The sequence below is a fragment of the Streptomyces uncialis genome (assembly GCF_036250755.1).
Taxonomy (GTDB): domain Bacteria; phylum Actinomycetota; class Actinomycetes; order Streptomycetales; family Streptomycetaceae; genus Streptomyces; species Streptomyces uncialis.
On record NZ_CP109583.1, the window covers coordinates 1,398,629 to 1,416,609 of the forward strand.

Below are 17,981 nucleotides of genomic sequence, written 5' to 3' on the forward strand. Positions count from 1 at the left end.
GTGGTCCTCATGAACAGCGACAACGCCACGCAGGGCGAGCAGCAGACGGACACCACCACCACGGCGCGGGCGGACGAGGCGATCACCCCCTTCCGGATCGCGGTCCCGCAGGGCGAGCTGGACGATCTGCGCGAGCGGCTCCACCGGGCCCGCTGGCCCCGGGAGGTCCCCGGCCAGGGCTGGAGCCGGGGGGTGCCGGTCGGCTATCTGCGGGAACTGGCCGCCCACTGGGCCAACACCTACGACTGGCGGGCGTGGGAGGCGCGGCTGAACGCGTATCCGCAGTTCACGACCACCATCGACGGGCAGAACATCCATTTCCTGCACATCCGGTCGGCCAGGCCCGACGCGCTGCCGCTGATCCTCACCCATGGCTGGCCGGGCTCGGTCGTGGAGTTCCTCGACCTCGTGGAGCCGCTGTCGCGGGACTTCCATCTGGTCGTTCCGTCGATCCCCGGCTTCGGCTTCTCCGGTCCGGTGGACGAGGCGGGCTGGGGCACCGAACGCGTCGCCGGGGCGTGGGCCCGGCTGATGCGACGGCTCGGATACCGGAGGTACGGGGCGCAGGGCGGCGACTTCGGCAGCGGGATCTCGCGGGCGCTGGCGCTGATCGCGCCGGACGAGGTGGTGGCCCTGCACGTCAACGGCGGCACCACGTATCCCAGCGCGACCGAGGACGACCCGACCCTCACCGAACGTGAGCGGGCCCGGGTCCGGCGGATGAACGAGTTCATGGGTGAGGCGGGCGGATACCTCGCCATCCAGTCGACCCGTCCGCAGACCCTCGCCTACGGACTCACCGACTCGCCCGTCGGACAGCTCGGCTGGATCATCGACAAGTTCCGGGACATGACCGACCTGGCCAAGGAGCTGCCGCACGAGGCGATCGACCGCGATGTGCTCCTGACCCACGCCACCCTGTACTGGCTGACCGCGACCGCCGGGTCGTCGGCGGCGCTGTACTACGAGGACGCGCGGAGCTGGGGCGAGCAGCGGCGCTCGGAGGTGCCGCTGGCCGTCGCGCAGTTCACCGTGCAGGACATCGCGCTGCGCCGGGACGAGGAGAAGCTGAACAATCTGGTCCGATGGACCGACCACGACCGCGGCGGTCACTTCGCGGCGATGGAGGCCCCGGACCTGCTGCTCCAGGACATCCGGGAGTTCTTCGCCGACTACGGGGCGTGACCGGGACGGGGCGCGGCGGGCGCGGCCCTGGGATCGGGACGGGACCGGGGCGCGGCAGGCTCGGGGGCCCCGGGCGGACTGCGGCCCGGTCACGAGGCGGGTACGCGGCCCCGGGGGCGGGGCCGCGGCGGAGGGCGGGGAGCAGCCCTTACGGCTCTAGCGCTCGTCCCGCGCCGCGTCCTTCTCCGCCTTCTCCGCCTGCATCTCCTTGATCCGGACGGTCTCCTTGCGGACCCCGGCCTGGGTCTCGCGCTCCTTGCGGAGCCATCCGGGGAGCTCCTGCTTCAGGGCGTCGATCTGCTCGGTGGTGAGGGGCTCGGTGACCCCGCCGCGCGCGAGACCGGCGATGGAGACACCCAGCTTCGCCGCGACCACGGGGCGCGGGTGCGGGCCGTCGGCGCGCAGCTTGCGCAGCCACTCCGGCGGATCGGTCTGGAGGGCGTTCAGCTCACCGCGCGAGACGGCACCCTCCTGGAACTCTGCGGGGGTGGCCTCTAGGTACACACCCAGCTTCTTCGCCGCGGTCGCGGGCTTCATGGTCTGGGCGGTCTGGTGCGACGTCATGGTGTCAAGGGTAACGAGCGGGTGCGGTGTCTTCGACCACGGCCGGTAACCTGGCCAGGTGACAGTCTCGGAAGCCCCCTCCTCGTTCCGGCTCGCCTATGTCCCGGGAGCGACGCCCGCCAAATGGGTGCGCGTCTGGAACGAGCGGCTTCCCCAGGTACCGCTGGCCCTGCTCCCGGTGTCCGCCGCCGAGGCGGAGGGGGTGCTGCGCCGCGGGGAGGCCGACGCGGGGCTCGTCCGGCTCCCGGTCGACCGCGCGGAGCTGAGCGCGATCCCCCTGTACACCGAGACGACGGTGGTCCTGGTCCCGAAGGACCATGTGGTGACGGCGGTGGAGGAGGTGTCCGTCGCCGATCTCGCCGACGAGATCGTGCTGAGCCCCCTCGACGACACGCTCGACTGGGAGCGTCCGCCGGGGGTGGCCGCGAACGAGCGGCCCGCCACCACGGCGGACGCCGTCGATCTGGTGGCGGCGGGGGTGGGCGTACTGGTCGTCCCCCAGTCGATCGCCCGGCTGCACCACCGCAAGGACCTCACCTACCGTCCGGTGGTGGACGCGCCGGAGTCCCGGGTCGCCCTGTCGTGGCCGGAGGAGCGGACGACGGACCTGGTGGAGGAGTTCATCGGGATCGTGCGCGGGCGGACGGTCAACAGCACACGGGGCCGTACGGCGGCGCAGGCTGCGGCACCGGCCGGCAAGAAGCAGCGCGGCCGTCCCGGTGCGGGTGCCGGGCGGGGGTCCGCCGGGGGCGCGGCGGGCGGCGGTGGCCGCCGGGGCGGTGCCGCGGGCCGGACGCAGCAGGGCGGTAAGTCCGGTGGTAAGGCCGGAGGCAAGAGCGGCGGCAAGGCCGGGGCCAAGCAAGGCAAACCGCGCCGCCGCCCGTAACCCGCTCGCCGTACGCCCGTATCCCGCCGCGCCGCACACCCGAACCCACTTCGCCCGCCGCGCACGCGGACCCGGGACGGCCTGAACCCCTCGCACCCCGACGGGCGCGCGCGCCCGCGCGGCCGTGGTTTCGCGCCGTCCGGGGCGGGCAGCCGCTCCGGCACGGCGGCGGTCGGTCCGTCAGGTAACGAACCGGGACAACGGCCTTCACCACCCCACCGGTCGTATTAAGGTGAGGTTTACCTAACTAACGTCTTGTTGGGTCAAGGGCCCTGTCAGGAAAGGCATTTCCACCCATGTCGACCACTCGTACCCGTCGCACCGCAGCAGTCGCCGCCGTGGCCGCGCTCACCCTGTCCGCCTGCGGCTCCGACGGGGATGACGCCAAGAAGTCGGACGGCGGAGGCGACACGCGTACCGTGACGACCGTCATGGGCAAGGTGAAGGTGCCGAACGAGCCCAAGCGGGTCGTGGTCCTGGACACCGACGCCCTCGACTCGGCCGTCACCCTCGGGGTCACCCCGGTCGGCGCGGTCACCTCCGAGGGAGGCGCGCCGCTGTCCACGTACCTCCCCGAGGACAAGCTGAAGGGCGTCAAGAAGGTCGGTCTCATCGCGGAGCCCAACCTTGAGGCGATCCACGGGCTCGACCCGGACCTGATCATCAGCAGCAAGGCCCGTGACGAGAAGAACTACGACGAGCTGACCAAGATCGCGCCGACCGTCTTCACGGAGACCACCGGGCCCGACTGGCGCAAGAACTTCACCCTGCACGCCGATGTGCTCGGAAAGAAGGACGAGGCCGCCAAGGCCGTCGCCGGCTACGAGAAGGCGATCGGCGAGGTCACCACCGCGCTCGGCGGCGCGGGCAAGGCCGCGAAGACGAAGGTCGGGTTCGTGCGCTTCCTGGAAGGCGCGGACACCCGGCTGTACATGAACGACACGTTCGTCGGCAGCATCCTGAAGGATCTGAAGGTCGGCCGTCCCGCCAACGTCGACAAGACGGGCTTCTCCCTCGACGTCAGCCCCGAGCGGATCAACGAGGCCGACTCGGACGTCATCTTCTACTCCACCTACGGCGACCCCGCCAAGGCCAAGGAGACCTCCATCACCGGGGGCGCCCTGTGGAAGCGGCTCGGCGCGGTGAAGAGCGGCAAGACGTACAAGGTGGACGACAGCCTGTGGATGCTGGGCATCGGCTACACCGGCGCCGGTCAGATCCTCGACCAGATGCGTGAGCAGCTCTCGTAGTACCGCACGCGGCTCGAGAAGGCGGTGGGCCCCGGTCACGGAACGTTCCGTGACCGGGGCCCACCTCTTTTGCCGCTGTCAGGTCACATGCGTTCGAAGCCGCGGACCCGCTCCCAGTCGGTGACCGCCGTCTCGAACGCGGCCAGTTCGGTGCGCGCGGCCTGCGCGTAGTGCTGGACGACGGACGCGCCGAAGACCTTGGCGACGATCTCGCTGTTCTCCCAGCGGTGGACCGCCTCACCGAGGGTGGCCGGCAGCCGGGGCACCGACGCGTCCCCGAGCGCGTTGGCCGAGTGCGGTGCGGGGGGCGTCAGTTCGTTCTCGATGCCGTACAGACCTGCCGCGACCGCCGCGGCCGTCGCGAGGTACGGGTTGGCGTCGCCGCCGGGCACCCGGTGCTCGATACGCAGCGAGTGGCCGGAGCCGACCACCCGGATCGGGCAGGTGCGGTTGTCCCGGCCCCAGGCGATCCCGGTGGGCGCGAAGGCCCCGGGCTGAAGGCGCTTGTACGAGTTGATGTTCGGTGCCATCAGCAGCGCGAAGTCCGGCAGACAGGCGAGCTGTCCCGCGACGAAGTGCCGCATCAGGTCCGACATGCCGTCCTGGTCGGACGGGTCGGCCAGCACCGCCGAGCCGTCCGTGCCGCGCAGCGACAGATGGATGTGGCAGGAGTTGCCCTCGCCCGCGTCGTACTTGGGCATGAAGGTGAGGGCGACGCCTTCCTGCTCCGCGATCTGCTTCGCGCCGTACTTGAAGAAGACGTGGTTGTCGCAGGTGGTCATCGCCTCGTCGTAGCGGAAGACGATCTCGTACTGTCCGGCGTGGCACTCGGCCCGGGCGCTCTCCATGGTGAGCCCGGCGCGGACCATCTCGCGGCGGATGCGGCGCACCACCGGTTCGAGGGCGCCGAGCCCCTGGAGGGAGTAGTCGACGTTGTAGTCGGTGGCGGGCCGCAGTCCCGCGTAACTCCGGTCCCAGGACTGGCGGTACGTCTCGTCGAAGACCAGGAACTCCAGCTCGGTGCCCGCGAAGGCGGTCAGCCCGCGGGAGGCGAGCCGGTCGAGCTGGGTGCGCAGGACGTGCCGGGGTGCGACGTCGACCGGTTCGCCGTCCGGCCACACGGCGTCCGCGAGGACGAGCGCGGTGCCCTCGTCCCAGGGCAGGGTGCGCAGGGTCCCGGGGTCGGGGCGCAGCACGAAGTCGCCGAAGCCGCTGCGCCAGGCGTCGATGGCGTATCCCGGGCCGGTGTCCATGTCGACGTCGGAGGCCAGGAGGTAGACACAGGCGCCGACACCGTCACGGGCCGCCTCGTCGAGGAAGTAGGGGACGGACAGCCGGCTGCCCTGGATGCGGCCCTGGAGGTCGGGGACACCGACGATGACCTCCAGGGCGCGTCCCGCTTCGGCCTCGGCCCGCAGCCGCTCGTACGGTGAGTCGGTCATATCCGCTCCTGGGGCGCTGCGGCCGTGTGCCCGGGGGCGGCGGCCGGTCGGAAGAGAGGGTTGTGGAGGGTGCCGTGGACGACGTCGAAGCCCTCGTCCTTCTCGGAGCGGTCGTGGAAGCCGCCGCCGAGCAGCTGTTCGCGGTTGAGCGCGACCCGGTCGAACTCGGGGGCGAGCAGTCCGAAGTCCGCGAAGCGGTCGGCCAGTTCGGGGAACCGGGCGTGGTAGCGCTCGATCTCGGCGCGTACCAGGGCCCAGAACTCGTCCTCGGGTACGCCGAGCTGGTCGGCGGCCAGCGGGGCGAAGAACCGGAAGTGACCGGCGAACACCGCGCTGAGCAGGGAGTGCGCCAGCTCGCCGGGCGGCCAGCGCAGCAGCAGGGCGTCCGCGCGTGCGGAGAGGGCCTCGTACTCGGGGTGGCTGCCGGGCAGCAGATTGACGTCCTCGGCGAAGTCCTTGACCGCGATGCCGATCGGCCGGTCGGTGGAGTCGTAGAGGACCACGGTGTTCTCGCCGTGCGGGCAGTAGGCCACCCCGTAGCGGTACAGGTAGTGGAGCAGCCCGGGGAGGAGGGCCGCGAAGAACCGTTCGAGCCAGGCGCGGGGCGGCAGTCCGGAGCGGTCCACCAGTTCGGCCACCAGGGCGCGGCCGTCGGAGCCGACCTTGAGCAGGGCGGCCATGGTGCGGGCCCGCTCACCGTCGCGCAGCACCCCGGTGACGGGCTCCCGCCATACGGCGCCCAGCAGTTCGTGGTAGCGGTACGGGGCGTCCTCGACGGAGTCGTACAGCGGGTGGCCCACGGCGACGCCCGCGACCTCGCCCAGCGGGTGGAAGCGCAGTTCGTCGCGGAGGTACGGGTCGGCGTCGCGCACGGTGTGCAGCCAGGCGCTGACGTCGGGGGCCGCCTCGGTGGGCCGGGGCGAGAGTCCGCGCCAGACGAGGGTGTTGCGGATCAGCAGCGGCACCTTCACATTGCGGCGGTGCGGATGGTCGAGGTTGGCCAGGGTGCGGATGGACTGGAGGGGCCGGTAGCGGTCGGGGCCTTCGCCGAGGAGGACGATCCGGCCGTCCGCGAGGTACGGGGCGAACAGGGTCGCGACCGCCTCGTCCCAGTGGAAGGGGTGCACGGGCAGCCAGTGGAAGTCGGCCGGGTCGAGCCCGCCCGACCCGCACGCGGTGCGCAGGGTGCCCGCGAACGTCTCCCGGGTGGCCTCGGCCAGTTCCTCCGTGAGGAGGGTGTCCGCGTCGAGGCCGGGCACCCCGGCGTACGCGGCGATGCTGTGGTGGACGGCCGCCCACAGCAGTTGGACGGAGCCCGCGGACTCGGGGGCGTAGGCGGCGGCGTCGGACGCGGAGAAGCCGAGGCGTCCCTTGTTGAGGAGCATGCAGGGGTGGCCGTCCTGGTGCGCCTCCAGGTCCAGCTGGTCGAGGTCGGCGAGGGCCGCGGCGGGCAGGGCGCGGGAGATCAGCTGGGCCTCGGCGCGGCGGGTGGCGGTGAGTTCGCGCAGTACCTCGGCGGTGGTGGGGCCGTCCCAGCCGAGCCCGGGGCGGGCGTCGAGCAGGAGGTGTTCGGGTCCGGGCGCGCCGCCGTCGGCGGGTTCGGGGTGGCGGGCGAGGGTGCCGGGCACCAGCCGCCAGGTGGCGAAGGTGCCGCGGGTGGCGCGGAAGGTCCAGTGGACGCCTTCGGTGAGGTCCAGCCGGTACGCGTCGGGGGTGTCCGCGGAGGGGTCCGGGACGGGCACGAGCAGTTCCTCGTAGGCGAGTTCCTCCACGGCCTTGGTGAGCAAGCGTCGGCCCGCCTCGTCCCAGGCGTCGCGGACTGCGCTGTTCATACGGTGTTCTCCTTGGATCGTGCGGGGGCCGTGAGGGCGGGGTCGGGGGCACGGCGGGCGGGCACGGGGCCCGCGATCGTGGTGCGGCCGGACCCGGTCGGCGGGTCGTTCGCAGGCGGGTCGTGCGGGGGCGGGGGCGTCCCGGCGACGGTGGCGCGTGAGCGCCGCAGGGCCAGCAGGACGGCGCCGAACTGTACTGCGGCGGCGACCGCGAGGGGCAGTGCCAGATCGTGGGAGACGGCCGCGGCGGCGGCGAGCGGGGCGGCGAGCAGTCCGGCGTTGCGGACGGTCTCCACGGCCGTGTACGCGGGTCCGGCGGTGCCGGTCGCGCGGAACACCCACAGTTCGACGGCGACCTGGCCGAGGCCGAGGCCGACCCCGTACAGCAGACGTCCGCCGACGAGGGCGGGCAGGGAGTCGGCGAGCCATGACCAGGCGAGCCCGACGGTGCCCACCGCGAGGGCGGCGGGCAGCAGCCGGTCACCGAGCCGGGCGTGGCAGCGGCGTACCAGCGGGAGCACCGCGAGGGCGGAGAGGCTCGGCAGGAAGAACAGCACCGCGGAGCCCACGGAGCCGCTGCCGAGTCCTTCGGAGAACTCGGTGAAGAAGGGCCGTGCCACGTTCACGGAGAAGTCGAACGCGACCCCGATCATCGCGACGAAGGCGAGCACGGTGAACCACGCCCGCCGGTCCATGGCCACGCCCGGCACCGCGGCGGTGCGGGGCGCGGTACCGGTGGCGGCGGTGTCGGTGGCTGTCGCCTCCGCGTCCAGCGGGACGGGAGCGGGTGCCGCCGCTCGGGCGCCGGAACGCCTGCCGAGGATGCGGTAGGTGAGGACGGCCAGCAGGATGTCGAGGACGGCGAACGCGGAGATGCCGATCCTGGGGTTGGGCAGCGCCAGCACCCCGGCGCCGACCAGGGTGGACACCACCACGGACAGATGGAAGACGACGACCAGGGTGCACACCCCGGCCAGCCGCCCGCCCTCCCCGTCCTCGGACTCGTCGCCGTGCTCGGCGATGAACGCCGGGTACGCCAGCAGCAGGGCGCTGTTGGTCGCCACGACGAGCGTCGACAGCACGGTGTACGCGGCGTAGCTGGGTGCCATGCCGAGCAGCAGGTCGAACACGGCGGAGCCGCACAGTCCGGCCAGCACCAGCCGGTGCAGGGTCCACCGGCGGGCCGCCAGACCCCAGAGCGGCAGGGCGGCCAGTCCGACGATGCGGCAGATCCAGATGTAGACACCCGTGGCCTGCGGGTCCTCGATGTCGTACAGCCGGTCGAAGAGCTGCGGCAGGAAGGGGGTCAGCGCGGTCTCGGCGACGAGGTGCAGCCCGATGACGGACAGGAGGACCGACCTGGCCTGCCGTCCCGTTCCGGCGGCGCGGTCCTTGACCGTCACCGCGGCCCGCCGGAGGATGTCGCCGCCGGGTCCGCGGGCAGCTGCGCGCCCGCCCCGGGACCGGCGGCCCCGGAGGCGTCGGGCCGGGCGGCGTCGGGCGGGGTGCCGAAGGTCGTGAACGCCTGCCGGGCGGCCATGGGCAGCACGTCGCGGCCGGTGGCGGCGTTCAGGATCGTCGCGGAGCGCCAGGCGCCGAGGGTGAGGTCGGGGGCGCCGACACCATGGGTGTGCATCTCGGCGTTCTGTACGTAGAGGGTGCCGGTGACGCGCGGGTCGAGGGCGACGCGGTAGTCGCCGTCCACCTGGTAGCGGCCCTTGTCGTCCCAGTCGACGAGGTCGGTCAGCGGCTTCAGGAACGCGGGCCGGGAGGCGCAGTAGCCGGTCGCGGAGACCACGGCGGAGGTGCGCACCTCGAACGGCTCGTCCTGCTGCTGGGAACGGCAGGTGAGCACATAGCCGTCGCCGTCCGCGACGGCGCCGATGAGCTCCACACCGGGGTGCAGGGCCGCCCGGGGGTCGCCGCCGCCGATGGTGCGCTCGTACAGCTCGTCGTAGATCTCGCCCAGGGTGTCGCCGCTGACGCCCTTGTAGAGCTGCCACTGCTCGCGGACGAGCCGCTCGCGGGTGGCCTCCGGCAGTCCGCGGAAGTAGTGGATGTAGTCCGGGGTGAAGTGTTCGAGGCCGATCTTGGAGTACTCCATGGGCGCGAACGCGGTGGTGCGGGCCAGCCAGCGTACGAACGGGCCGCCCTGTCCCTCGCCGTCCTGGTGGCGCAGCAGGTCGAGGGCGACCTCGGCACCGGACTGGCCGGAGCCGATCACGGTCACGTCGTCGGCGGCGGCCAGCCGGGCGCGGTGGGTGCGGTAGTCGGCGCTGTGCATGACCCGGTCGGCGTGCGCCCCGGTCATCAGTCCGCGCAGCGCGGCGGGGACCACCGGGTCGGTGCCGACCCCGAGGACGACCTGGCGGGCCAGTACCCGGGTCTCGGTGCCCTCGGAGCGGTGGACGACCGCGAAGGCGTCCGCCCGTTCGTCCCATTCCAGCGCGACGACCTCCGCGCCGAAGCGGCAGGAGTCGAGGCCCTCGGCGACCCAGCGGCAGTAGTCGTCGTACTCGCGGCGCGGTATGTGGAACCGCTCCGAGAAGAAGAACCGGAACATCCGGTCGTGGTGGCGCAGATAGTTGAGGTACGACCACCGGCTGGTCGGGTCGGCCATGGTGACGAGGTCCGCGAGGAACGGCACCTGGAGGGTGGTGCCCTCCATCAGCATCCCGGGGTGCCAGGAGAACCCGGGCCGGGAGTCGAGGAACAGGGACCGGAAGCCGGGTACCGGATCGGCCAGCGCCGCCAGCGACAGATTGAACGGGCCGATGCCGATCCCGACGAGGTCGTAGGGGGAATCGTGGTCGGCGGGCGTGGGGGCGGTCACCGCTGGGCCTCCGTGAGGGGATTGGCGAGATCGATGTAGACGGACTGGGTGTGGACGTCGCCGACGAGTTCGTCCAGCCCGTCCACGCAGGTCAGGTAGTTGCCCTTGCAGCGCAGTACGGGGGCGTCGAGCAGCAGTCCGAGCAGGCCCTTGGCGGCGGGTTCGGCCGCGCGCAGCCGCTCCAGCACGGCGCGTACGACGCCCAGCAGGCGTTCCTCGTCGGCGAGCCCCAGCGCGCCGAAGGCGCCGACGAGGCCGAGGAGGTTGTTGACGCCGAGGTAGTAGGCGACGCGTTCGTCGACGAAGGCGTCGTCGAAGACGAGTTCCACGCCGTCACTCGCGCCGGGCAGCAGCCGTTCGACGTCGTCGGCCCGGGAGGCGGCCAGATAGTAGCCCTGGCTGTCGCGGTACCAGCCCGCGGACGGCAGTCCCTGGTCGTCGAGCGTCACGAGGACGTTCTGGTGGTGGGGCTCCAGGGCGATGCCGTACCGGGCGTGCAGCCGGATCAGGGGGACGGCGAGCACGCGCAGATACCGTTCGACCCAGCGCTCCGACGCCTCGGCGACGGTGGTCCCGCCGGTCCGGGCGGCGTGTTCGACCGCCTGGCAGAGCTGGGCGCGGTACCGGGGCGGGCGGCCGTCGCCGGGGCCGGTGCGCTCGGCGAGCAGACCGGCCACGCACAGGCCCTCGGGCTCGCCCGTGCCCCGGAAGGGGTTGTCGCGGAACGCGGTCTCCAGTCCTGTCTCCGGTCCTTCCGCGCCGACCGAGATCCAGGCGAACTCCCGCAGGATGCCGAACTCGGGGTGCTCGGCGCGCAGCCAGTCCCCCGGCCCGGCGGCCAGCAGCTGGGTGGCCCGCACACCGAGACGCATCTCGGAACGCAGGTTGTTGCGGCGGGAGTTGGTGATCCGCATACCGAGGGACAGTTTCAGCATCACCTCGGCGTCGGGCCGGTGGACGGTCCGTACGGAGGACGTGGGGTACCAGGCGGGTCCGCCCGCGCCGAGCGGGCGCAGGAGTCCGGCGTCCACGAGCGCGGCGACCTCCGGGCGGGCGAGCACGTCCCGGGCCTGCCAGGGGTGGGCGGGCACGGCGGCCCACCCGTCGGGCACGTCGAGTCCGGCGGCGAGCGGGGCCAGCAGGTCCCGGGGTGAGCGGGGGTCCGCGCTGTCACCGACGACGACGTCCGGGTGCGCGGCGAACCAGTGCAGCGGGAAGGAGCCGCGCAACTCGGGTGAGTAGGACTCCAGTTCCGCGTCGGACGCCTCCTCACGGCTCTTGGGCGCCGGATGGAACGGATGCCCCAGGAGCAGTGCCTGTTCGGCGTCGAGGAACGGGGTCGGTCCCCGTCCGCCGTCGCCCTCCGTCCGGCGGCGGGCGAGATGGGCGGCCGTGCGCCGCGCGGAGTTCAGGACGCGGGCGGCGGCGTCGCCCCCGAGATGGGGGCCCACGCCGCGGCCCAGTGTCGTCTCGCGGATCAGGGCCGCCGCGACCAGTGAGGCGTCGGCGTCAGGCCCGCCGTCGGCGGACACCCGGGGCACGTCGAAGCGGTGCCAGCCGGTGGCCGAGCGGTGGCGTACCGGCACGGACAGGGTGATCCCGCTGGCGGGCAGATCCAGCACCAGTACCTGCCCGGCCTCGGGCACCGGGGTGCCGGTCTCCCGTACATACGCGCGCAGCAGGGTCTCCGTGGCCGCCGCGTCGCCCGCCCGCAGCGGGTCGGGGTCGTCGAGCGGGTCGGGACGGGTACGGGGGTCGGCCGCCGTCCGGTCGTGCGCGGGGTCCTGCGTGGACGCGGTGCCCGGCGCGGGGTCCTGCGTCGGCGGGCCCGTGTCCGTGGGTGTGGGGACGGATGCGGGGGCGTCGTGGGGGGTCACCGGCCTTCCTCCTCGGCGAGGCCGGCCGCCACGACGGTCCGCACCAGCCGTGCGACGTCCTGCGCGGAGGTACGGGGGTTGAGGAGTGTCAGCTTGAGCCGGACGCGTCCCGGGCCCTCGCCCGGCAGTTCGGTCCGGCCGACGACCGCCCGGCCCTCGCACAGCAGCCTGCGCCGCAGCGCCGCGTTGACCTCGTCGGTGTACGCGGGGTCGGCGCCCTCGGGTACGTAGCGGAACAGGAAGGCGGTGAGCACGGGTTCGGCGTGCAGTTCGAGCCGGGGTTCCGCGCGGACGGTCAGCGCGCCCTGGCGGGCCAGTTCGTGGCAGGTGTCGACCAGGGCGCCCAGACCGGCGCGGCCCAGGGTGCGCAGGGTGACGGCGATCTTGAAGGCGTCCGCGCGGCGGGTGGTGCGCAGGGACAGCCCGAGCAGACTGGGGTACCCGGCCTCCTCGTCGTCCTGGGGGTTGAGGTAGACCGCGCGCCGGGCGAGGGAGGCGTAGGTCTCGGCGCGGCGGGCGAGGAAGACACCCGCGGCGACGGGCTGCCAGCCCAGTTTGTGCCAGTCGAGGGAGACGGAGTCGGCCCGTTCGATGCCGTCGAGCAGCGGGGCGAGCCGGTCGGACAGCAGGGCGCCGCCCCCGTAGGCGGCGTCCACGTGCAGCCAGGCGCCGTACTCCGCGGCCAGTTCCGCGCAGCGGCCCAGCGGGTCGACGGCTCCGGTGTCGGTGGTCCCGGCGGTGGCGACGACGGCGAGGGGCAGTTCCCCCCGGTCGACGCTCTCGCGCAAGGCCGCCGCGAGGGAGTCGGGCAGCATGCGCAGTTCATGGTCGACCGGGACGGACACGACCGCGTCCTCGCCGAGGCCCAGCAGCGCCGCCGAACGCGCCACCGAGAAGTGAGCGGCGGCGGAGGCGAAGATCCGGGGCCGGGCCCCGGTGGCGGGCACCCCGGCCAGCTCGACCTGGCGTCCGGCGGCGCGGCCGAGGACCCGGTCACGGGCGAGCATCAGGCCCATCAGATTGGACTCGGTGCCCCCCGAGGTGAGCACCCCGGCCGCGGCGACCGGATCGTAGCCGACGAGCGCGGCCAGCTCCTGGAGGAGCAGCGTCTCCAGGGTCGTCGCCGCGGGCGCCTGGTCCCAGGAGTCCTGGGAGGGGTTCAGCGCGGACACCGCGAGATCGGCGGCCACCGCGACGGCCAGCGGCGGGCAGTGCAGATGCGCGGCGCACAGCGGGTCGGCCGGGTCGGCGCTGCCGTGCGCCAGTACCTCGGTGAGCAGGCCCAGCGCCTCGTCGCCGTCGGCCGCGGTGAAGGCCCGTACGACCTCCGCCGCCAGCTCGCGCGGGGTGCCCTCGGGCAGCGGTCCGCCGCGGCGGGCGGCCCCCCGGGCGAGGGCGTCGAGCACGGTACGGATCAGCGGGTCGAGGGCGTCGGGGCCGTCCGCCCCACCGGACAGCGCGGGCGGCGGCGCGGCGGCCGGTGCGGCCGGGCCGGTGGCGCTGGTCCGCCCGGGCGGCGGGGCGAGGGGACGCAGGGGGGTCACGGGGACCGGGTCGGGGCCGCCGTCCTGGTGCGAGGCGGTGGGCGGGTCCGGCAGGGCTGTGGTGAGACCGCCGCCCGGCGCGGTCGCGAGGCCGAGGTCATGGGTCATGAGGAGGCTCCGGAGGTGCGCAGCGCGGTCACCGTGGCGATGGCGTCGGTCAGCCGGTCCAGGACGGCCTCGACCTGCTCGTCGGAGATGATCAGCGGCGGCAGCAGCCGGACCGTCGAGTCGAACCGGCCCCCCAGCTCCACGATGAGCCCGCGCTCCAGGCACGCGGTGCGCACCTGGACCGCCGTCCGCGGGTCGACGGGACGCGCGCCGCAGGCGTCGGGCTCGGCGTCCGGGTCGACCAGTTCGACACCGATCATCAGCCCGCGGCCCCGCACGTCACCGATCGCGGGCAGCGAGGAGCGCAGGGCGTTCAGCCGCTCCGTCATCCGCGCGCCGACGACGGCGGCACGCTCGGCGAGGCCCTGCTCCGTCACGTACTCCAGGGTCGCCGTACCGGCCGCCATGGCGAGGGTGTTGCCCCGGAAGGTGCCGGTGTGGGCGCCGGGCAGCCAGCCGTCGTAGTCCTCGTGGTAGACGAGCACCGCGAGCGGGAGGCTGCCGCCGATCGCCTTCGACATGACCATCGCGTCGGGGACGATCCCGCTGTGCTCGACGGCCCAGAAGGCGCCGGTGCGCCCGACCCCGGTCTGCACCTCGTCGATGATGAGGGGGATGTCGCGCTCCGCGGTGATCCGGCGCATCTCGCGCATCCAGTCGTCGGGCGCGGGTACGGCGCCGCCCTCGCCCTGCACCGCTTCGACGATCATCGCCGCGGGCGGTACGACGCCGCCGTTGGGGTCGTCGAGCAGCCGCTCGGTGTAGGTGGCGGACAGCCGCGCGCCCTGGTCACCGCCGACGCCGAACGGGCAGCGGTAGGGGTACGGGTAGGGGAGCCGGGTCACATCGGCGGCGATGCCGGGCACCGGCGTCCGGGTGGTCACGCCGCCGGAGGCGGCCAGCGCGCCCGCGGTCATCCCGTGGTAGCCGCCGCCGAAGGAGAGGATTCCGCGGCGGCCGGTCGCGGTCTGCATCAGTTTGAACGCCGCCTCGACGCCGTCCGTCCCGGTGGGACCGCAGAAGTGGACACGGGCCTTGTCGGCGAAACCGCTGGGCAGGGTCGCGAACAGGGCGTCGGTGAATCGATCCTTCTCGGGGGTCGCCAGGTCCAGGACATGCAGCGGGGCCCCGCTGTCCAGGGTGCGCCGCACGGCCTCCAGCACGACCGGGTGGTTGTGGCCGAGGGCCAGGGTGCCGGCACCCGACAGGCAGTCGAGGTAGCGGCGGCCGTCCACGCCCTCGACCCACATGCCTTCGGCACGGGCGGGGACGATCGGGAACGAGCGTGCGTAGGTACGGGCCGAGGACTCACGGGAACGCTGGCGCTCCAGGATCGCGGAGTGGCCGGTGCCGGTGCGCTCGGCGGGGTGCACGGTCATGGGGAATCTGCTCCTGATGGGGGTTGTGAGAGGGAGCGGACAGCGTGGAGTACGACCGGGCCCCTGGTCGGGCCGGCCTGTCTGCCTCGCTTCGTGGCGGGTGGTGCGGGTGGTGCCTCAGATCAGATGGCGTTCGGCCACCGGGTGCCCAAGGAACCTGTGCATGGCGAACTCCCAGCCGTAGGAGCCCGCGTAGGGGAAGACGACGAGGTCTCCGGCGCGTACCCGGTCCACCCGGACATCACGCAGCAGGGTGTCCTCCGGTGTGCAGAGTTCACCGACGACGGTGACCCGGGTGTCCTCGGCGGTGGGCCGGGGGCAGGACTCGGGCCAGCCGGGGACGGGGAGCACGGCGATGTTGTGCACGATGTCCCAGGACGTGGGGAGCTGGAAGTGGTTGATCCCGCCGCGCAGCACGACGAACGTCTCACCGTACGAGGTCTTCACGTCCGTCACCTCCGCCGCGTACCAGCCGCAGTCGGCGACCAGGTACCGGCCCGGCTCCAGGACGACCTTCACCCCGGGCGGGACCTCGACGGCCGCGGCCAGTTCACCGAAACGGGCGACGTCGAATTCCTTCTCGCCCTCGAAGGCGACGCCTATCCCGCCGCCGATGTCGACGTGCCGCAGGGTGAATCCGGCCTCCTGGGCCGCCCGTACGCTCCACTCCACGCACCAGCGCAGATAGGCGGCGTGGGCCTCGGCGTCGAGGTTGTTGGACGCGGCGTGGATATGGAAGCCGATCAGCTCGACGGCGGGCAGGCCCAGGGCCTCCCGCAGCACGGCCGGCACATCGGGTTCCGCCACGCCGAACTGGGAGGGCTCGCCGCCCATGTGCAGCGAGCCGGAGACGGGGATCTCCGCGGGGTTCACCCGCAGCGCGACCCGGGCGCGCACACCTTCGCGCTGTGCGATCCGGCTGATCCGGTGCAGTTCGAGCAGGCTCTCGGCGTTGATGGCCTCGACGCCCGCCCTGATGAGCGAGGTGAGGACCGGTACCGATTTCGCGGGGCCCGCGGCGACCAGCGGGGCGGGGGCCCCGTCCGTCACCGGCAGCGCCTCCAGCGCCAGTTCGACCTCGGCGCGGGACGCGACCTCGAACCCGTCGATGTGCGGGGCCAGGGCCCCGAGCAGCGCCGGGAACGAGTTGGCCTTCACCGCGTAGTAGACGGCGGCCCAGTCGGGCAGCGCCTCGCGCAGCTGGCGGGCGCGGCCGATCGCCACCGAGGCGTCGTACACATAGGTCGATACGGGGGATTCGTCACGCGTCATTTCCAGCAGACGGGCGCGGACTTCCCCGGGGAGCACGTCCACCGGGTAGACGGAGCGCGGGGCGGAGGACGGCGGCAACTGAATGGACAACATTCTGCCTTGGGTCGGAGCGGGCGCAGCGGGGAGCTGACGTCCGGGGTGGGGGGACGCCGTGAACTGTTCAGCGCCGAAGGTGGTTCGGCGTCACCGTCAGGGGGAAGTGTGTACGGGACAGACGCCCGGGCGCCGCGTCAGCTCGATGGCTGTACGCACTGACCTCGTATCGGTGTAGCCCGGTTGAGACACGTCTCTCCTACGAAGGGGCACGGGGAATCCCCGGCCTCGGTTCTGAACTTAGGGTAGCCTAACCTAACGGTACGCAGTTTGTCTCTCACGGGCCGTCCGGCGGGACGGCGGGCCGTGCATGGCCGGTCAACCTCCCTGGTCGCGAACCGTTTTGAAGACGCGTCAGCACCCGCGAACCGAATGTGACCACACACCCTCGGGTGGCCGCAACATCCCAATCATGGCGCTTTGCCTACGAAATGACGCCGTGGGTGCAGGGGTGCGACGCCAAGTCAACCCACCACCGGACGGGGCGCGAGGCGCCGGAGGCGGCGAATACGCCCGGGGAACCGCACCGGTTGACCCGAATCGCCCGGAACATCCACCCCATATGGGCGGTGCGTGATGTGAGGAAGGTCGCAGCGGCGGCGGTGCGGTGCGGGTGCGCCACGCCTTGCGGTGCGGTGACGTGCGGTGACGTGCGGGTGCGATGCCCTGTGGTGCGGGTGCGGCGCTCATGCGAGGCGGGCGGCGGTGGGTCCTGCGGTGCGGAGGCGGGCGCGGTGGTGCGGCGCGCGGGTGAGGGCGAGGGCGCGGCAGGACTCGGTGGGGCGCGCGGGAGGGCCGGGGCGCGGGGACGCGCGTGGGCGGCACGGGACGAGGCCCGCGGGCGGGGGCACACGCCGGGCGGCCCAGGAGTCGGCCGGACCGGGCGTGCGCCGACCGGGACAGCCGAAGGTCCGCAGCAGCCGCGTGAGCGCGGGACCGCCCGCGTCACCGGGCCGGTCGGGCCGTCGTCAGGACGCCGGGCGGGGCGCGGTCAGGGGCAGGGGGCGCTGTCGTCGCGCCGGGTCACCCCGGGCCGGGTGTCGAGCGACCAGGCGTGCGCGCAGCGGGGGCACTGGAGATGGACGACGGGCCCGTCGTTGGAGATCAGGTAGCGCCAGTGCTCACGGCAGTTGCGCCGGTCGGCGCAGGTCGCGCAGGTACTGGCGTCGTCGCAGACGGGACACGCCACCCAGGCCCGGCGGGCGTCGTCCGCCTGGGGGTCAAGGGGAAGCCGCACGGCCCGGCCCCTCCCCCGGCAGCACACCCGCCGCGACGAGCATGTCGTGGGTACGGCGCTGCTCGGGGTCCAGCCCCGAGTACAGCAGCGCGTACGCCTCGTCCTCGCCCCGGAGGACGGCGACCGGGTCCCATTCCGGCCCGAGGGCGGCCACGACCGAGGCCCGGCGCCGGGCCTCCTCGAAGGTGAGGTCGAAGGTGAGGTCGACGGTGAAGGGGGTGAGGCCGGTGGTGAAGGGGGTGGGGCCGGTGGCCCTTTCCTGATCCATGGCGAGACTTCCGGAGTACTGACGGGACCCGTCCACCTGTACCAGAGCGCCTCCGCCGGAGGGAAGGGTCACCTAAGTCGCCGTATATGGCGCGTACGTCACCCCCGGGGTGCGGAGCACCGGACCGTACGGCGAAACGCGCCGCCGCCGACGGCCGGTTGCCCGGGTCCGGCGGCAGCGCCCGGAGCCGACCCGGACCGGCCCGCTGTGA

General features: G+C 73.2%; 14 protein-coding genes. 3 read left to right on the forward strand and 11 right to left on the reverse strand.

The annotated features are described in order from the left end of the window. The first annotated feature begins 9 nt into the window (after positions 1 to 9). The gene (locus OG711_RS05460) at positions 10 to 1,185 is read left to right on the forward strand and encodes an epoxide hydrolase family protein (protein WP_329558576.1); all 1,176 of its coding nucleotides are present in this window, start codon (positions 10 to 12) and stop codon (positions 1,183 to 1,185) included. A 156-nt stretch (positions 1,186 to 1,341) separates the two neighbouring features. Here OG711_RS05460 and OG711_RS05465 read toward each other — a convergent pair whose 3' ends face one another. Continuing rightward, positions 1,342 to 1,749, reverse strand: a complete 408-nt coding sequence (locus tag OG711_RS05465; protein WP_073786941.1) for a DUF5997 family protein — start codon at positions 1,747 to 1,749, stop codon at positions 1,342 to 1,344. Between the two features lie 58 nt (positions 1,750 to 1,807). Here OG711_RS05465 and OG711_RS05470 point away from each other — a divergent pair, with 58 nt between their 5' ends. Further along, complete coding sequence (locus tag OG711_RS05470; RefSeq protein WP_329558577.1) at positions 1,808 to 2,635, forward strand: LysR substrate-binding domain-containing protein; 828 nt, start codon at positions 1,808 to 1,810, stop codon at positions 2,633 to 2,635. Positions 2,636 to 2,931: 296 nt separating this feature from the next. Further along, the gene (locus OG711_RS05475; RefSeq protein WP_329558578.1) at positions 2,932 to 3,885 is read left to right on the forward strand and encodes an ABC transporter substrate-binding protein; all 954 of its coding nucleotides are present in this window, start codon (positions 2,932 to 2,934) and stop codon (positions 3,883 to 3,885) included. A gap of 83 nt (positions 3,886 to 3,968) precedes the next feature. Here OG711_RS05475 and OG711_RS05480 read toward each other — a convergent pair whose 3' ends face one another. From OG711_RS05480 to OG711_RS05525, 10 genes are all read right to left on the reverse strand, one after another. Then, positions 3,969 to 5,327, reverse strand: a complete 1,359-nt coding sequence (locus OG711_RS05480) for a glutamine synthetase family protein (RefSeq protein ID WP_329558579.1) — start codon at positions 5,325 to 5,327, stop codon at positions 3,969 to 3,971. After that, positions 5,324 to 7,159: an IucA/IucC family protein gene (locus OG711_RS05485; protein WP_329558580.1), complete on the reverse strand. Its 1,836-nt coding sequence runs from the start codon at positions 7,157 to 7,159 to the stop codon at positions 5,324 to 5,326. Before OG711_RS05485 ends, OG711_RS05480 begins: the two co-directional genes overlap by 4 nt. After that, positions 7,156 to 8,562, reverse strand: coding sequence for an MFS transporter (locus OG711_RS05490; RefSeq protein ID WP_329558581.1), 1,407 nt, complete (start codon positions 8,560 to 8,562; stop codon positions 7,156 to 7,158). The genes OG711_RS05485 and OG711_RS05490 overlap by 4 nt, the downstream gene beginning before the upstream one ends. Then, the gene (locus tag OG711_RS05495; RefSeq protein ID WP_073786953.1) at positions 8,559 to 9,992 is read right to left on the reverse strand and encodes a lysine N(6)-hydroxylase/L-ornithine N(5)-oxygenase family protein; all 1,434 of its coding nucleotides are present in this window, start codon (positions 9,990 to 9,992) and stop codon (positions 8,559 to 8,561) included. The genes OG711_RS05490 and OG711_RS05495 overlap by 4 nt, the downstream gene beginning before the upstream one ends. After that, positions 9,989 to 11,869, reverse strand: a complete 1,881-nt coding sequence (locus OG711_RS05500; protein ID WP_329558582.1) for an IucA/IucC family protein — start codon at positions 11,867 to 11,869, stop codon at positions 9,989 to 9,991. The genes OG711_RS05495 and OG711_RS05500 overlap by 4 nt, the downstream gene beginning before the upstream one ends. Then, on the reverse strand, positions 11,866 to 13,521 hold the full coding sequence (locus OG711_RS05505) for a pyridoxal phosphate-dependent decarboxylase family protein (protein ID WP_329558583.1): 1,656 nt from the start codon (positions 13,519 to 13,521) through the stop codon (positions 11,866 to 11,868). The genes OG711_RS05500 and OG711_RS05505 overlap by 4 nt, the downstream gene beginning before the upstream one ends. Then, positions 13,518 to 14,900: a diaminobutyrate--2-oxoglutarate transaminase gene (locus OG711_RS05510; RefSeq protein ID WP_073786968.1), complete on the reverse strand. Its 1,383-nt coding sequence runs from the start codon at positions 14,898 to 14,900 to the stop codon at positions 13,518 to 13,520. Before OG711_RS05510 ends, OG711_RS05505 begins: the two co-directional genes overlap by 4 nt. Before the next feature lie 117 nt (positions 14,901 to 15,017). Further along, positions 15,018 to 16,265 carry a type III PLP-dependent enzyme domain-containing protein gene (locus tag OG711_RS05515; RefSeq protein WP_329558584.1) on the reverse strand — a complete coding sequence of 416 codons (1,248 nt, stop codon included), beginning with the start codon at positions 16,263 to 16,265 and terminating at the stop codon, positions 15,018 to 15,020. Between the two features lie 991 nt (positions 16,266 to 17,256). Next, the gene (locus tag OG711_RS05520) at positions 17,257 to 17,502 is read right to left on the reverse strand and encodes a hypothetical protein (protein ID WP_073786970.1); all 246 of its coding nucleotides are present in this window, start codon (positions 17,500 to 17,502) and stop codon (positions 17,257 to 17,259) included. Further along, entirely contained in the window at positions 17,486 to 17,770 is a 285-nt protein-coding gene (locus OG711_RS05525) for a DUF6400 family protein (RefSeq protein ID WP_329558585.1), read from the reverse strand. Before OG711_RS05525 ends, OG711_RS05520 begins: the two co-directional genes overlap by 17 nt. Positions 17,771 to 17,981 lie beyond the last annotated feature (211 nt).

What these genes read in the sequence shown, in the direction of transcription:
- OG711_RS05485 (WP_329558580.1), bottom strand. Translation starts at nt 7,159, where the DNA reads ATGAACAGCGCAGTCCGCGACGCCTGGGACGAGGCGGGCCGACGCTTG.
- OG711_RS05510 (WP_073786968.1), bottom strand. Translation starts at nt 14,900, where the DNA reads ATGACCGTGCACCCCGCCGAGCGCACCGGCACCGGCCACTCCGCGATC.
- OG711_RS05480 (WP_329558579.1), bottom strand. Translation starts at nt 5,327, where the DNA reads ATGACCGACTCACCGTACGAGCGGCTGCGGGCCGAGGCCGAAGCGGGA.
- OG711_RS05505 (WP_329558583.1), bottom strand. Translation starts at nt 13,521, where the DNA reads ATGACCCATGACCTCGGCCTCGCGACCGCGCCGGGCGGCGGTCTCACC.
- OG711_RS05525 (WP_329558585.1), bottom strand. Translation starts at nt 17,770, where the DNA reads ATGGATCAGGAAAGGGCCACCGGCCCCACCCCCTTCACCACCGGCCTC.
- OG711_RS05460 (WP_329558576.1), top strand. Translation starts at nt 10, where the DNA reads ATGAACAGCGACAACGCCACGCAGGGCGAGCAGCAGACGGACACCACC.
- OG711_RS05515 (WP_329558584.1), bottom strand. Translation starts at nt 16,265, where the DNA reads ATGTTGTCCATTCAGTTGCCGCCGTCCTCCGCCCCGCGCTCCGTCTAC.
- OG711_RS05465 (WP_073786941.1), bottom strand. Translation starts at nt 1,749, where the DNA reads ATGACGTCGCACCAGACCGCCCAGACCATGAAGCCCGCGACCGCGGCG.
- OG711_RS05475 (WP_329558578.1), top strand. Translation starts at nt 2,932, where the DNA reads ATGTCGACCACTCGTACCCGTCGCACCGCAGCAGTCGCCGCCGTGGCC.